Origin of the sequence: Flavobacterium sp. RSSB_23 (genome assembly GCF_051547145.1) — a bacterium.
Lineage (GTDB): Bacteria > Bacteroidota > Bacteroidia > Flavobacteriales > Flavobacteriaceae > Flavobacterium.
In genome coordinates, this window is sequence record NZ_JBPTTO010000014.1 from 28855 (window position 1) to 42452 (window position 13598).

The following is a 13598-nucleotide window of genomic DNA, read 5'->3' on the forward strand; positions in this document are numbered from 1 at the left end:
GTTAAACTTCTTTTTAGCCCAGATGGAAGAGAAAAGCCCGGACTCTTGTGGTTTAGTTTTTGTTAGTAGCGCTAAGCGACTAAAAGAAGCTTGGGCGATGCTTTACAAAAACAAACCACAAGAGGAGGACTTGTAACGTACAGCTGGAAATGCTCCTACAAATTATCGATAACTTGTGTAAGTCTTTCGGTAATTTCTTGAATACTTCCTATACCATCTACAGCGTGAAATTTGTTTTGCGCCTTGTAATAATCCATCAAAGGAGCAGTTTTTTCATTGTATTCTTGGTAACGGTTTCTGATTTTTTCTTCGTCTTGGTCGTCTACTCTACCGCTCGTTTTTCCTCTTTCAAGCAAACGTGCCACTAGTACTTCGTCATCAGCTTCTAGCGCAACAGTAGCGGTTACTTGGCTACCGATAGTTGGCAAAAATGCATCTAATGCTTCGGCTTGAGAAATGGTTCTTGGGTAGCCATCGAACAAAATTCCTTTGGCATCCAAATTTTTGTTTACCTCGTCAATTAGCATTTTAGTGGTCAATTCATCTGGCACTAAATCTCCTGCGTCCATAAAAACACGAGCTTGTTTTCCTAGCTCGGTATCATTTTTTAAATTGTATCGAAATACATCTCCTGTTGAAATGTGAACTAATTGGTATTTTTCTTTTAGGAATTCTGCTTGAGTTCCTTTTCCTGCACCTGGTTTCCCAAATAAAACAATGTTAATCATTTTTGTAATTTTAAAAGTGGCAACCTTATGGTTAAAGATTACCTTTAAATTAGTTATAGTTACTTTTAGTTATTCGCTTAGCTGATATACTTCGGATAGGTTTCTTCCCAATCCATCATAATCTAGGCCGTAGCCAACGATGAATTTGTTTGGAATTCGGATACCGATGTAGTCTATTTTTATATCTTGCTTGTAGGCTTCCGGCTTAAAGAAAAGCGTAGCAATTTTGAAATGCTTTACATTTTGACTTTTGAACAATTCTTTTAGCTCCACCAAAGTATTTCCGGTGTCTACAATATCTTCAAGAATCACAACTGACCTACCTGAAAGGTCTTGATTCAAACCTATTAATTGTTTTACATTCTCTGTTGAAGAAGTTCCTTCATAAGAAGCCATCTTAATAAAGGTGATTTCACAAGGTTTTTTGTATTTTTTCATCAAATCTGAAACCACCATAAATGACCCATTCAAAACTCCAACAAAAACAGGAGTTTCATCGGCAAAATCGTCTTGAATTTGAGCGGCTAATTTGGTAATAGCAAAATCAATTTCGTTAGCTGAAATAAACGGAACAAATTGTTTATCGTGAAGTTGTATCATTATTTTTAGGTTTAAAATAATGCGCAAAGATACAGAATTCGGATTTGACATTTAACAATTGATTTTAAATTTGTATTTTTAAATTAAAACCATCCAAAATGAGCACTGAACTGTTGTCCCATCTAGATTATGTAAGTGGTTATCGAGACAAAAGAGTGCTGGCGGCACAATTTGTTTTGAATCATCCCGCTCATTTTGAGGCATTACTACACCTTTGCTTTGCTACAGAAGATGAAAAGTCATACAAAGCCTGTTGGGTTTTGGAACAAGTAGCTTATAGTCAACTAGAATGGTGGCAACCGCATTTGGATTTCTTTTGTTCGCATTTAAACCAACTCAACAATGAAAGTGCAATTCGTCCTGTTGCCAAAGTATTGCAGTTATTGGTTGAAAATCATTTCAAAATGAAGACCATACAACTCAACCCAAAACATCTTGAACTAATAACGGAATGCTGCTTTGATTGGTTGATTTCAGATACAAAAGTAGCTGCCAAATGCTACAGTATTCGCACGTTATTTGTCCTAGGAAAATCGAATGATTGGATTTATCCTGAATTACAAATCATAATCGAAAAAGACTACCCCTCTCAATCCGCAGCCTACAAGGCCGTTTCTAGGGAGATTTTAAAGAAAATAAAGTAGCGTTTTTCTATTTTCAAAAATAAACGAAATAAAAATTATCCGTACATTTGCAAAAACTATACGTATATGAACACCAAACTCACATTATCGTTAGAAAAAGATGTCATAGAAAAAGCTAAAATCTATGCTAAAGGGACTGGTAGAAGTCTATCAGAAATGGTAGAAAACTACTTTAAAAGTTTGGTTTCTACTCCAAATAATTCCCAAGAAAACAAAGACGACGAGATAGACCCAAGTTTAAAGAAATTAGTTGGCATTATTGAATTACCTTCAGATTTTGATGTAAAGAAAGCTAGAGACGAGCATTACAAAGAGAAATACGGTATATGAGAAATATTTTTATCGACATCAATATATTAGTTGATATTTTTGCTAATAGAGAACCATTTGTTCATAAATCGTTATCAATCTATAATCTGGCTATTAAAAGAAAAATAAAATTATATTCCTCATCAAATACCATAACAACATTACATTATATCTTAAAAAAATCAATTTCTGAGGAAAAAACAAGATTGGCATTAGAACACGTTATTGAACACGTATTGATTATTCCGGTGGATATCAATATCATCAAAAAAAGCTTAAAATCAAATCACAAAGATTTCGAAGACGCCATTCAAATCACTTCAGCACAATCTATTAACACCATAGAATGCATTGTAACAAGAGATTTAAAAGACTATAAAAATGCAGAAATCAATGTGCTTTCTCCTGATGAATTTTTAAACACACTATAAAACAAATGAATTATTTTTCTTCTGATTTTAAACTAGGCATATTAGGTGGCGGACAATTAGGCAAAATGCTGTTGTTTGACACTCGAAAATTCGACATACAAACCTATGTACTAGACCCTAGCGACGAAGCACCTTGCAAAATCGCTTGTAACCAATTCTTCAAAGGCGATTTGATGGATTTTGATACCGTATACAACTTTGGAAAACAAGTCGATGTGCTGACTTTCGAAATCGAATTGGTAAATCTAGAAGCCTTAGAAAAACTAGAAAACGAAGGCAAAAAAGTATACCCTTCACCTAAAACCTTGCGTTTGATTCAGAACAAAGGCGTTCAAAAAGATTTTTACACAAAACATAATATTCCCACCGCTCCCTATACTCGATTTGAAAATCTTGATGCTTTACAATTGGCTGTAACATCGAGCGAAGTCGAGTTGCCTTTTGTATGGAAATGTACTGAATTTGGTTACGACGGAAACGGTGTAAAAGTGGTTCGAAAAGCTTCGGATTTGGATTTGTTACCCAATGTAGAATGCATTGCCGAAACGATGATTCCGTTCAAAAACGAATTGGCTGTTATCGTTTGCCGCAATCCATCGGGTGAAATCAAAACCTATCCTGTGGTCGAAATGGAATTTCATCCCGAAGCCAATCAGGTAGAATATGTAATTTGTCCTGCCAGAATCGATGAAAAAGTAGCCGAAAAAGCTAGAGCTATTGCGCTAAATGTTTCGCAACAATTCAACCACGTAGGTCTTTTGGCGGTTGAAATGTTTCAAACCGAAGACGACGATATCCTAGTGAATGAAGTGGCTCCTCGTCCGCACAATTCAGGTCATTACAGCATTGAGGCGAGTTATACTTCGCAATTCGAAAACCATTTGCGTGCCATTTTGGATTTACCTTTAGGCAATACCGATAGTAAAGTGGCTGGAATTATGGTCAATTTGGTAGGTGCCGAAGGGCATTCAGGAGATGTGGTTTACGAAAACATCGAAACGATTTTAGGTTGGAACGGTGTTACGCCTCACATATACGGTAAAAAACAAACCCGTCCTTTTAGAAAAATGGGACACGTGACCATTGCGAATGAAAATATGGCCGAAGCAAGAAGAATTGCTGAGGAAGTAAAGAATACAATAAGAGTGATTACATAAATGGATATAATAGATTTTATTATTCAATTATTAAATATTACTGATTCAGAAAATCTTCTAAAAAAAAATTGGAATATTCTATCAGACAAAAACGAGTATTTAGGTAAAAGAATAAAATCTTTTATTTCTGTTGTTTTACTAATTACTACTTATCTATTTCTAATAACATTTACAATCTATATAATTTATCACTTATTTTTTAAATAAAAAACAATGAGCAAAGTAGCAGTAATAATGGGCAGTATATCAGATATGCCTGTAATGCAAGACGCCATCGATATCCTAAACGGATTTGATATAGCAGTAGAAGTCGATATTGTTTCGGCACATAGAACACCAGAAAAATTGTTTGATTTTAGCCAAAACGCTCACAAACGTGGTATTTCTGTGATTATTGCAGGTGCAGGTGGAGCCGCGCATTTGCCAGGAATGGTGGCTTCGATGTCGCCGCTTCCAGTGATTGGTGTTCCTGTAAAATCAAGCAATTCTATTGATGGTTGGGATTCGGTATTGTCGATTTTACAAATGCCAGGTGGCGTACCTGTTGCCACTGTGGCCTTAAACGGTGCAAAAAACGCTGGAATATTGGCTGCTCAAATCATCGGTAGTGCTGATAAATGCGTTTTAGATAAAATTATCCTTTACAAAGAAGGATTGAAAGACGCTGTAAACAAAGCAGCTGAAGGGTTGAAAAAATAAATAACTGACGAACAAATCGGCTATTTTAAATTATTAATCAATAAAAGTACGGACAGGTCGCGACCTGTCCCTTCGATATATGGAAATTTTAACCTCTACCTTCAACACGAAATACAATACCGCACCCTTTTCTCAGATAAAATTGGAGGATTATAAACCTGCATTTATTGAGAATATCGCTGCGGCAAAAGCGGAAATTGATGCCATCATCAACAATCCAGCAGCTCCAACCTTCGAAAACACTATCGAGGCCTTGGATTTTTCAGGAAATGCTTTGGACCGTTTATCCTCTATTTTCTTTAATTTGAATTCGGCAGAAACTTGCGATGAGATGCAAAAAATCGCCCAAGAAGTTTCGCCTATGTTGACCGAATTCAGCAATGATATTACCTTAAACGAAGCCTTATTCCAAAGAATAAAATCGGTTTACGAGCAAAAAGACACCTTAAATTTATCGCCCGAACAAGCAACATTGTTAGACAAGAAATTCAAAAGTTTTTCTCGAAATGGTGCCTTGCTTTCGGAAGAAGACAAACTAAAATTACGCGAAATTGATACGGAATTGGCTAAACTCAAACTGACTTTTAGTGAAAATGTTTTAGCCGAAACCAACAACTACCAATTGCATTTAACCAATGAAGCCGATTTAAAAGGTTTACCAGAAGGTGCTATTGAAGCAGCTAGTGCATTGGCCAAAAGCAAGGATATGGAGGGTTGGATTTTTACTTTGGATTTCCCAAGTTACATTCCGTTTGTGACCTATGCCGACAATCGTGAATTACGTGCAGCAATCGCCATCGCTGCTGGTAAAAAAGCCTTTCAAAATAACGAATTCGACAATCAAGCCATTGCCTTAAAAATTGCTAAGTTACGCTTCGAAAGAGCTAATTTATTGGGATATGAAACGCATTCTCATTTTGTCTTGGAAGAAAGAATGGCGCAACATCCCGACAAAGTCAAATCGTTTTTGAATGATTTGTTGACCAAAGCCAAACCAGCTGCCGAAAAAGAATTTGCTGAATTATCAGCTTTCGCTAAAGATTTAGATGGCATTGAGCAATTAGAAAAATGGGATGGCGCTTATTATGCCGAAAAATTGAAGCAAAAATTATTCAATTTGGACGATGAAAAGCTGAAGCCTTATTTTCAATTAGAAAACGTTTTGAACGGAGCGTTTACAATTGCCAATAAATTATTTGGATTAACCTTCACAGAAATTTTCGACATCGACAAATACCACGAAGAAGTAACCACCTATGAAGTGAAAGATGAGTTTGGAGAACTTGTGGCTATTTTCTACGCCGATTTTTTCCCAAGAAAAGGCAAAAGAAACGGTGCTTGGATGACTTCTTTCAAATCGCAATACATCAAAGACGGTGTCAACGAAAGACCACACATTTCTAATGTTTGTAATTTCACCAAACCAACCGCTACCAGACCGTCATTATTAACTTTTAATGAAGTAACGACTTTATTCCACGAATTTGGTCACGGATTACACGGTATGTTGGCCAACACTATTTATCCAAGTTTATCAGGAACCTCAGTGTATTGGGATTTTGTGGAATTACCAAGTCAGGTGATGGAAAACTGGTGCTACGAACCTGAAGCTTTGGCTTTATTTGCTAAACATTATGAAACTGGCGAAATAATTCCACAAGAATATGTAGATAAAATAAAAGAAAGCGCTAGTTTCCAAGAAGGGATGGCTACACTACGTCAATTGAGTTTTGGTATTTTAGATATGGCCTTTCATAGTAACAATCCAAACGCAATTACTGACATTAAAGCGTTTGAAAAAACAGCTTTTGAAGGCACTTCCTTATATCCAGATGTAGCAGAAAATTGTATGTCAGTTTCTTTCTCCCATATTTTCGCAGGCGGTTATTCGTCTGGATATTATAGCTACAAATGGGCAGAAGTGCTCGATGCTGATGCGTTTGCTTACTTTCAAGAAAAAGGCATTTTCAATAAAGAAGTGGCAACAAAATTCAAAGACAACGTACTTTCGAAAGGCGGCACCGAATTACCAATGGAACTTTACAAACGCTTTAGAGGTCAAGAGCCAAAGGCAGATGCGCTTTTGAAAAGAGCGGGGTTGTTATAAAAGATTACAGATATTAGAATTTAGAATTCAAAGAAAATTCCGAAGTATTGCTACTTCGGAATTTTTTATTTAAAATAAACTTTCATTTATTTTTGAAAGTTTAAAAACTTTTACATACATTTGAACTATGGAATTCAAAGAAGCAAAAAATAAGTTCGTACAAACTTGGGGGGCATTAGGTTCGCAATGGGGCATTAACAAAACAATGGCACAAATTCACGCTTTGTTGATGGTTTCAAGCGAGGCTGTTTCGATGGAAGAAGTAATGGAAGAATTACAAATTTCACGAGGCAATGCCAGTATGAATTTACGAGCTTTGATGGATTGGGGAATTGTATATAAAGAATACAAGGCTGGTGAAAGAAGAGAATTTTTTACAGCCGAAAAAGATTTAGACGAGTTAGCAGTCAAAATTGCTAGAGAAAGAAGCAAGCGTGAAATTAAACCAGCACTTAAAATTTTAAAAGAAGTATCATCCATTCAGTCCAATAACACGGCAGAAGAAATACAGTTTATCGAGCAAACTACAAAACTCTATGATTTTGTTTTGAAAGCCGATAATGTATTAGATAAAATCACTGAATACAAAGACAATTGGCTAACCAAATTAGTGGTTAAGTTTATGAAATAAAACTAAAAAAATTTAATACAAACTTTCATTTTTTTCTGAAAGTTTAAAACAAAATAAAATTATGAACCTCAACATCATTGGGTATTTTATTTACCTCATTATAACAGCTTTTATAATTCTGATTGTTGGCAAAATCTGCTATAAAAACGGAAACATTTATGTCGCTGAATTACTTCCAAACCATACTACTTTATGTCAAAAAATAAATCAAATACTACTACTAGCCTATTCTCTTTTGAACATTGGTTACTGTGCAATGACTTTAATTTCGTGGGAAAAAATATTTTCAACAAACCAACTCATTGAAGTTATTGCTATAAAAACTGCAGCAATTGCATTTATTCTTTCAGCGCTGCACTATATAAACATTATAGCGATTACCAGATACATTAAAAATTAATCAAATAACAATTAAATTCAAACATTATGGAAACGACAAAAATCCTTATTGGTTACAGCATCTATTTACCTATTGCAATATTCTTGACCTACTACGTTTCAAAAACTCTTTTTAAAAATGGAAAAATCTATATGCTAGATATTTTTAGAGGCAGAGAGGAAATTGCAAATGCAACAAACAAACTTTTTGAAACAGGTTTTTATCTACTTAATCTTGGATTCGCTTTGATGATACTAACCATTAGCGAGTACAAAAATGATTATCAAACTCTAATTGAAGCCTTAAGTTATAAAATTGGAGGATTCTCAATCTATCTGGGACTAATGTTGTTTTTGAATTTATATTTTTTCTTTAGAGGAAAAAGAAAAGCTAAAGAAGCACTACAATAGTAAAACTCAATATAAGTGATAAAAATATGAAAGCAATAAAAAACTTAAACATCATTGCATTAAGTATCCCATTGTTTATCTCTTTATTCGCACTATTCGAAAATGGACTCTTTGTATTGGCATTGTTATCAACTATGATTACTGGTGCAATTCAAGTACTACTAGCTATAAAGTATTGGCAAGAAAATCCAAAAAATGTTTTAATTAAAATTTACTTTTTAGGTGTTACTCTATTCTTTTTACTGTTGTACTTCTACGTTACAAATTGGATTTGGTGTTTGCCTCCCTTATTATGTATTTATTTATCACTCTTAATTCACACCAATGAAATCAAATAAACTAATCATAGCAGCAGGTACAGGATTTTTAGGACAGGTTTTGACCAACCATTTTAGAGATAAATTTGAAGAAATTATCATCTTGACAAGAGGAGAATCAAAATTCAAGGATACAATAAAATATGTAAATTGGAATGCAAAAACTTTTTCTGGCTGGGAGAAAGAACTAGAAAACGCCACTGTCTTAATTAACCTAACAGGTAAATCAGTAGATTGTCGCTATACAAAACAAAATAAAAAAGAAATTTTGTTGTCTAGAATTGAAAGCACAAAAATTCTAAACAAAGCTGTTATTCGATGTGTAAATCCACCTAAACATTGGCTAAATTCTTCTACTGCTACTATCTATCGTTTTTCACTCGACAAAGAAATGGATGAAAAGAATGGAGAAATTGGAAATGACTTCTCTATGAATGTGGCGCAGTGTTGGGAAAAAGCATTCTTCAAAACCGAAACGCCTAATACTTTAAAAACGGCTTTGCGAACATCAATAGTTCTGGGTAAAAATGGAGGCGCTTTTATTCCTTTAAAGACTTTAGCTAAGTTTGGTTTAGGTGGAAAACAAGGAAAAGGAAACCAATTTATCAGCTGGATTCACGAAGACGATTTTGCAAGAGCAATAGATTTTATTATCGAAAAAGAAATTACTGGTGTAATAAATGTTGTATCGTCCAAGCCAATCACAAACAAAGATTTTATGACAATTCTAAGGAAATCTGTAGGCGTCCCGTTTGGTATCTCCATAAGTGAGCTGCTATTAAGAATAGGCTCAATAATCATAAAAACGGAAAGTGAACTAGTTTTAAAAAGTCGAAATGTAATTCCGAAACGATTACTAGAAAATGGTTTTCAATTTAAATTCGACACTTTAGAAAAAGCTTTAAAAAATCTAGCATAAAATGACATCTATAACTCTAATCACGATTATAAATGCTCCGAAACAAGTTGTTTTCGATGCGTGCAGAAATATAGATTTACATCAAGAATCAACTAGTAAATCGAAGGAATTGGCAATTGCTGGTGTTACATCTGGTTTAATCAATTTAAATGAAACGGTAACTTGGAGAGGCCAACATTTCGGTTTGTATCTCACACATAAAAGTAGAATTACCGAAATGAACTTGTATTCGAACTTTAGGGATGAAATGGTTGAGGGAAGATTCAAATCTTTTCAACACAATCATTTTTTTGAAGAAGTAAATGGCTGCACAACAATGAAAGATGAAATTCAATACGAAGTACCATTAACTATATTGGGAAAAATATTTGATAGTTTAATTTTGAAAAAACATTTAACCAAATTCATAACAGAAAGAAATCAATTCATAAAAAATTTAGTTGAAAACAATTCAAAAACATCGTTTGATATGGAGAAAGATTCATATTAGAAAAACCGAAAAAGGCATTTTCAATAAAGAAGTGGCAGCAAAATTCAAAGACAACGTACTTTCGAAAGGCGGCACCGAATTGCTAATGGAACTCTACAAACGTTTTAGAGGGCAGGAACCAAAGGCGGATGCGCTTTTGAAAAGAGCGGGGTTGTTGTAAAAGATTGCAGATATTAGAATTTAGAATTCAAAGAAAATTCCGAAGTAGCAATGCTTCGGAATTTTTTATTTCAAAAACTCCCTAAAATTATCTAAAGTAATAATCTCAAAACTTCCTTTGTAGTTGTCCGAAAAAGTTTTGGGTAATTTCACTTTTTTGGCTTTCCATTTGAATTCATAGGCATTCACATCATCAGCAACCGTTTCGACATAATCGATTTCTTGTTGCTGTGTGGTTCGCCAGAAATATGGCTTTGCTATACTGTTTTGATAACTCAATACTTTCATACGTTCTGAAATAAGGAAATTTTCCCAAAGTGCCCCTTTATCTTGTCGGAATTCCAAAAAATTAAAATTTCCTATCAGCATATTCCGAACACCATTGTCGTAGAAATAGATTTTTCGATTGGCTTTTATTTCATTTCGAACATTACGGCTGAAACTATTGAATTTAAAAATCACAAAACTCTTTTCGAGCAAATCGATATAACTGCTTACCGTATTTTTATCAACACCAACTAACTGGGCAAGTTCATTATAACTCACTTCACTCCCAATTTGAAGCGCCAAAGCTTGAAGAATTTTCTCTAATACCTCGGATTTTCGAATGCCTGTCAAAGCCAAAATATCTTTGTACAAATAACTTGAAACCAAGTTCTTTAGAATTTCATATTCGTTTCCAAAATTATTAATTACGTCAGGATACATACCATATAACAATCGGAGTTCGAGTTGTTGTTTTGCTTTCATATAGCCCACATTATTCTCAAATTCGGCCCAAGAAACTGGAAACATTTGAAACTCAAATTTCCTACCTGTAAGCGGTTCTTGGGTCAAATTATGAATATCCAACACTGAAGAACCACTCACTATAACTTGGACATCCTTGATTTGATCTACAATGATTTTTAGTTTCAAACCAATATTCGGAATGCGTTGTACTTCATCGATAAAAACATATTTGTAGTCGCCAATTATACTTTTTAGCGTTTCGGTATTGGCATTTGCCAAAGTATCCATTATTACCGAGTCGTCTCCGTCCAAAAACAAATACGAAACACCTTTTAGCAACTCATTAATTAAGGTAGTTTTTCCCACTTGCCTTGGACCAACCAGAACAATAGCTTTTCCTTTATTGAGTCGATTTCTTATTCTCTCTATTAAACTCCTAGTTATCATCATATTAATTTTAATCAAATGTAATAAAATAGTTTAATATTCACCAATTATTATGTTTTTAAGATATTGTATTCACCAATTATTATATTATTAAGGGAACATATTCACCAATTATTATATTTTTGAAATAAATAATTGCAACATCAACCCAAAAATCAGCAAAACAAAATAAAACTCCAGAATAATTGAAAAGCACAAATTAAGAATCAAAACAAAGTGACAATAGAAATTTCGGTTTTTTTATTTTCTAAAATATTTCTTATTTTTTTGTAACAATTAATAAGTGTTTCCGTATAATTAGAGATTTTATACCATAACGATATTCTAAAATAACACACAGCTGTTGTAACTTCAAAAAGGGATTTCAATTTTCTTATATAATTTGAATTCAGAAACTAAAAAAAGAAATTACAGTATTTTTCTATAGTCATTATCTATAAAATTCAAACATAGTAATAATCAAAAAAATATTTCATAATGACTGCAATTCTAGATTTTTGGTGGGTATTTTTACTAGTTTTATCCATCGTTCTTTACAAATTTGTTTTAAGAGTTTTCTTTGGAATGGTTATCGTTCCCGAAGACAAAATTGGATTAGTAACCAAAAAATTCGTGCTCTTTGGTGCGGACAAATCGTTACCTGACGGAAGAATTATAGCCACGAAAGGCGAAGCAGGGTTTCAAGCTCAAACACTGGCTCCAGGTTTGTATTGGGGAATGTGGATTTGGCAATTTTCAGTAGATATGACCCCATTTACTATTATCCCTGAAGGAAAAATTGGATTGGTTTTGAGTAAAGATGGTAAAGAAATCCCAACGGGACGCATCCTTGCAAGAAAAGTAGACAGTGACAACTTTCAAGACGCCACAGCTTTCTTAACTAACGGTGGACAAAAAGGAAGGCAATCCGCTTTTATAACCACTGGATCTTATCGTATCAATACCTTTTTGTTCGAAATTGTAATCGCCGAACAAATAAAGATTTTTGAAAATATGGTTGGAATTGTAACCGCCCTAGATGGTGATCCAATTCCGCAAGGACAAATTGCAGGTAAATATGTAGATGGCCACAATAACTTTCAAGATTTTGACTATTTCCTAGAGCAAGGTGGAAATCGTGGCTTGCAACCTCAAGTAATGTTGGCAGGTTCTTACTATATCAATACTTGGGCAATTCAAATAGAACAAAACCCAATGACAGATGTCCCTATCGGTTATGTTGGAGTAGTGATTTCCTATATCGGTGAAGACGGAAAAGATGTTACAGGAGACACCTTCAAGCACGGTAATATTGTATCAAAAGGACAACGTGGTGTTTGGATGGAACCGTTTGGCCCAGGTAAATATGCATTGAATAAATACACAACAAAACTTGAGCCTGTTCCAACAACAAACCTAGTCTTAAACTGGGCAAATGCAAGAAGTGAATCCCACGACCTTGATAAGAATCTATCAACAATTACTGTTCGTTCAAAAGATGGTTTCCCTTTTAATTTGGATGTAGCACAAATTATTCACGTTCCCGCTAACGAAGCTCCAAAAGTTATTGCTCGTTTTGGTAGTATGACCAACTTAGTGTCTCAAGTTTTGGAACCAACTATAGGTAACTATTTTAGAAACTCAGCGCAAGACAGCGATGTAATTTCATTCTTAAGTACTCGTAAAGAGCGTCAAGAATCAGCTAAAAACCATATCAAAGCAGTATTGGACGAATACAACGTAAATGCAGTTGATACTTTAATTGGTGATATCGTTCCTCCAGATTCTTTAATGAAAACGTTGACCGATAGAAAAATTGCGGAGGAGGAACAAAAAACCTATCAAACCCAAAGAATGGCGCAAGAACAACGTCAAGGTGTAGAAAAAGAAACTGCTATTGCAGATATGCAAAAAGAAATCGTAAAAGCATCTCAAAGTGTTGAAATTGCTCAAAGAACGGCTGATGCGACTGTTAAAAAAGCAGAAGGAGATGCTACAAGTTTGAAACTTAACGTAAATGCAGAGGCAGAGGCTACTAAAATGCGTGCCAATGCAGAAGCCGAAGCTACTAAAGCAAGAGCTGGAGCACAAGCTGAAGCTACTAGATTAAATGCAAGCGCAGAAGCTGAAAAAATTTCTAAAACAGGTTTAGCTGAAGCTGAAAAAATCAAGGCTATTGGTCAATCTACAGCCGAAGCTTATCAATTACAGGTTTCAGCTATGGGCGGTGATAACTTTACTAAATATAAAATTACCGAAGAGATTGGAAAAGGAAATATCAAAGTAATTCCTGATGTTTTAATTTCAGGAACAAATGGTTCTGAAGGTGGAATCAGCGGATTACTAGGTATGAAACTAATGGAAATGATGGATGCCAAAACCGACAAACCAGCTCCTAAAAAATAATTTTTTTTGATTCCAGTAAATAAGCCGTCTCAAATGAGACGGCTTATTTTTTTT

At 34.4% G+C, this 13598-nt stretch carries 16 protein-coding genes and 1 pseudogene; 14 read left to right on the top strand and 3 right to left on the bottom strand.

Annotated elements, in window-relative coordinates; all coding sequences use genetic code 11:
- Positions 1-155: 155 nt before the first annotated feature.
- Both ACSVH9_RS15010 and hpt read right to left on the bottom strand, forming a co-directional pair.
- On the bottom strand, positions 156-728 hold the full coding sequence (locus ACSVH9_RS15010) for an adenylate kinase (protein WP_300976777.1): 573 nt from the start codon (positions 726-728) through the stop codon (positions 156-158).
- A gap of 69 nt (positions 729-797) precedes the next feature.
- Positions 798-1328 carry a hypoxanthine phosphoribosyltransferase gene (gene hpt, locus ACSVH9_RS15015; RefSeq protein WP_236552304.1) on the bottom strand — a complete coding sequence of 177 codons (531 nt, stop codon included), beginning with the start codon at positions 1326-1328 and terminating at the stop codon, positions 798-800.
- 98 nt (positions 1329-1426) lie between these two features.
- Here hpt and ACSVH9_RS15020 point away from each other — a divergent pair, with 98 nt between their 5' ends.
- The 13 genes and pseudogenes from ACSVH9_RS15020 to ACSVH9_RS15080 all read left to right on the top strand — a co-directional run.
- A complete protein-coding gene (locus ACSVH9_RS15020) occupies positions 1427-1972 on the top strand; it encodes a hypothetical protein (RefSeq protein ID WP_438064418.1) in 546 nt (181 codons plus the stop codon).
- A 66-nt stretch (positions 1973-2038) separates the two neighbouring features.
- A complete protein-coding gene (locus ACSVH9_RS15025) occupies positions 2039-2302 on the top strand; it encodes a DUF6364 family protein (RefSeq protein WP_298294624.1) in 264 nt (87 codons plus the stop codon).
- The gene (locus ACSVH9_RS15030; protein WP_298294626.1) at positions 2299-2712 is read left to right on the top strand and encodes a type II toxin-antitoxin system VapC family toxin; all 414 of its coding nucleotides are present in this window, start codon (positions 2299-2301) and stop codon (positions 2710-2712) included. Before ACSVH9_RS15025 ends, ACSVH9_RS15030 begins: the two co-directional genes overlap by 4 nt.
- 5 nt (positions 2713-2717) lie before the next feature.
- Positions 2718-3869, top strand: coding sequence for a 5-(carboxyamino)imidazole ribonucleotide synthase (locus ACSVH9_RS15035; protein ID WP_438064419.1), 1152 nt, complete (start codon positions 2718-2720; stop codon positions 3867-3869).
- Positions 3870-4082: 213 nt separating this feature from the next.
- Positions 4083-4568 (top strand): 5-(carboxyamino)imidazole ribonucleotide mutase, encoded by a 486-nt coding sequence (gene purE, locus ACSVH9_RS15040; protein WP_078211159.1) that lies wholly within the window; start codon positions 4083-4085, stop codon positions 4566-4568.
- A gap of 79 nt (positions 4569-4647) precedes the next feature.
- A complete protein-coding gene (locus tag ACSVH9_RS15045) occupies positions 4648-6675 on the top strand; it encodes a M3 family metallopeptidase (protein WP_438064420.1) in 2028 nt (675 codons plus the stop codon).
- A 127-nt stretch (positions 6676-6802) separates the two neighbouring features.
- Positions 6803-7306: a GbsR/MarR family transcriptional regulator gene (locus ACSVH9_RS15050; protein WP_159687186.1), complete on the top strand. Its 504-nt coding sequence runs from the start codon at positions 6803-6805 to the stop codon at positions 7304-7306.
- A gap of 61 nt (positions 7307-7367) precedes the next feature.
- Entirely contained in the window at positions 7368-7706 is a 339-nt protein-coding gene (locus ACSVH9_RS15055) for a hypothetical protein (protein ID WP_438064421.1), read from the top strand.
- A 26-nt stretch (positions 7707-7732) separates the two neighbouring features.
- Positions 7733-8095 carry a hypothetical protein gene (locus ACSVH9_RS15060; RefSeq protein ID WP_300979311.1) on the top strand — a complete coding sequence of 121 codons (363 nt, stop codon included), beginning with the start codon at positions 7733-7735 and terminating at the stop codon, positions 8093-8095.
- Between the two features lie 26 nt (positions 8096-8121).
- Positions 8122-8433, top strand: coding sequence for a hypothetical protein (locus ACSVH9_RS15065; protein ID WP_438064422.1), 312 nt, complete (start codon positions 8122-8124; stop codon positions 8431-8433).
- Positions 8420-9331, top strand: coding sequence for a TIGR01777 family oxidoreductase (locus ACSVH9_RS15070; protein ID WP_438064423.1), 912 nt, complete (start codon positions 8420-8422; stop codon positions 9329-9331). The genes ACSVH9_RS15065 and ACSVH9_RS15070 overlap by 14 nt, the downstream gene beginning before the upstream one ends.
- A 1-nt stretch (position 9332) precedes the next feature.
- Positions 9333-9821, top strand: coding sequence for an SRPBCC family protein (locus tag ACSVH9_RS15075; RefSeq protein WP_438064424.1), 489 nt, complete (start codon positions 9333-9335; stop codon positions 9819-9821).
- 7 nt (positions 9822-9828) lie between these two features.
- A pseudogene (locus ACSVH9_RS15080) lies at positions 9829-9981 on the top strand (M3 family metallopeptidase); the annotation flags it as partial.
- 65 nt (positions 9982-10046) lie between these two features.
- Here ACSVH9_RS15080 and ACSVH9_RS15085 read toward each other — a convergent pair.
- Positions 10047-11162 carry an ATP-binding protein gene (locus tag ACSVH9_RS15085; RefSeq protein WP_438064425.1) on the bottom strand — a complete coding sequence of 372 codons (1116 nt, stop codon included), beginning with the start codon at positions 11160-11162 and terminating at the stop codon, positions 10047-10049.
- A 474-nt stretch (positions 11163-11636) separates the two neighbouring features.
- On the opposite strand from ACSVH9_RS15085, the gene ACSVH9_RS15090 reads away from it, so the two are divergent.
- A complete protein-coding gene (locus tag ACSVH9_RS15090; protein WP_064716216.1) occupies positions 11637-13544 on the top strand; it encodes an SPFH domain-containing protein in 1908 nt (635 codons plus the stop codon).
- Positions 13545-13598 lie beyond the last annotated feature (54 nt).

What these genes read in the sequence shown, in the direction of transcription:
- ACSVH9_RS15010 (WP_300976777.1), bottom strand. Translation starts at nt 728, where the DNA reads ATGATTAACATTGTTTTATTTGGGAAACCAGGTGCAGGAAAAGGAACT.
- hpt (WP_236552304.1), bottom strand. Translation starts at nt 1,328, where the DNA reads ATGATACAACTTCACGATAAACAATTTGTTCCGTTTATTTCAGCTAAC.
- ACSVH9_RS15020 (WP_438064418.1), top strand. Translation starts at nt 1,427, where the DNA reads ATGAGCACTGAACTGTTGTCCCATCTAGATTATGTAAGTGGTTATCGA.
- ACSVH9_RS15025 (WP_298294624.1), top strand. Translation starts at nt 2,039, where the DNA reads ATGAACACCAAACTCACATTATCGTTAGAAAAAGATGTCATAGAAAAA.
- ACSVH9_RS15030 (WP_298294626.1), top strand. Translation starts at nt 2,299, where the DNA reads ATGAGAAATATTTTTATCGACATCAATATATTAGTTGATATTTTTGCT.
- ACSVH9_RS15035 (WP_438064419.1), top strand. Translation starts at nt 2,718, where the DNA reads ATGAATTATTTTTCTTCTGATTTTAAACTAGGCATATTAGGTGGCGGA.
- purE (WP_078211159.1), top strand. Translation starts at nt 4,083, where the DNA reads ATGAGCAAAGTAGCAGTAATAATGGGCAGTATATCAGATATGCCTGTA.
- ACSVH9_RS15045 (WP_438064420.1), top strand. Translation starts at nt 4,648, where the DNA reads ATGGAAATTTTAACCTCTACCTTCAACACGAAATACAATACCGCACCC.
- ACSVH9_RS15050 (WP_159687186.1), top strand. Translation starts at nt 6,803, where the DNA reads ATGGAATTCAAAGAAGCAAAAAATAAGTTCGTACAAACTTGGGGGGCA.
- ACSVH9_RS15055 (WP_438064421.1), top strand. Translation starts at nt 7,368, where the DNA reads ATGAACCTCAACATCATTGGGTATTTTATTTACCTCATTATAACAGCT.
- ACSVH9_RS15060 (WP_300979311.1), top strand. Translation starts at nt 7,733, where the DNA reads ATGGAAACGACAAAAATCCTTATTGGTTACAGCATCTATTTACCTATT.
- ACSVH9_RS15065 (WP_438064422.1), top strand. Translation starts at nt 8,122, where the DNA reads ATGAAAGCAATAAAAAACTTAAACATCATTGCATTAAGTATCCCATTG.
- ACSVH9_RS15070 (WP_438064423.1), top strand. Translation starts at nt 8,420, where the DNA reads ATGAAATCAAATAAACTAATCATAGCAGCAGGTACAGGATTTTTAGGA.
- ACSVH9_RS15075 (WP_438064424.1), top strand. Translation starts at nt 9,333, where the DNA reads ATGACATCTATAACTCTAATCACGATTATAAATGCTCCGAAACAAGTT.
- ACSVH9_RS15085 (WP_438064425.1), bottom strand. Translation starts at nt 11,162, where the DNA reads ATGATGATAACTAGGAGTTTAATAGAGAGAATAAGAAATCGACTCAAT.
- ACSVH9_RS15090 (WP_064716216.1), top strand. Translation starts at nt 11,637, where the DNA reads ATGACTGCAATTCTAGATTTTTGGTGGGTATTTTTACTAGTTTTATCC.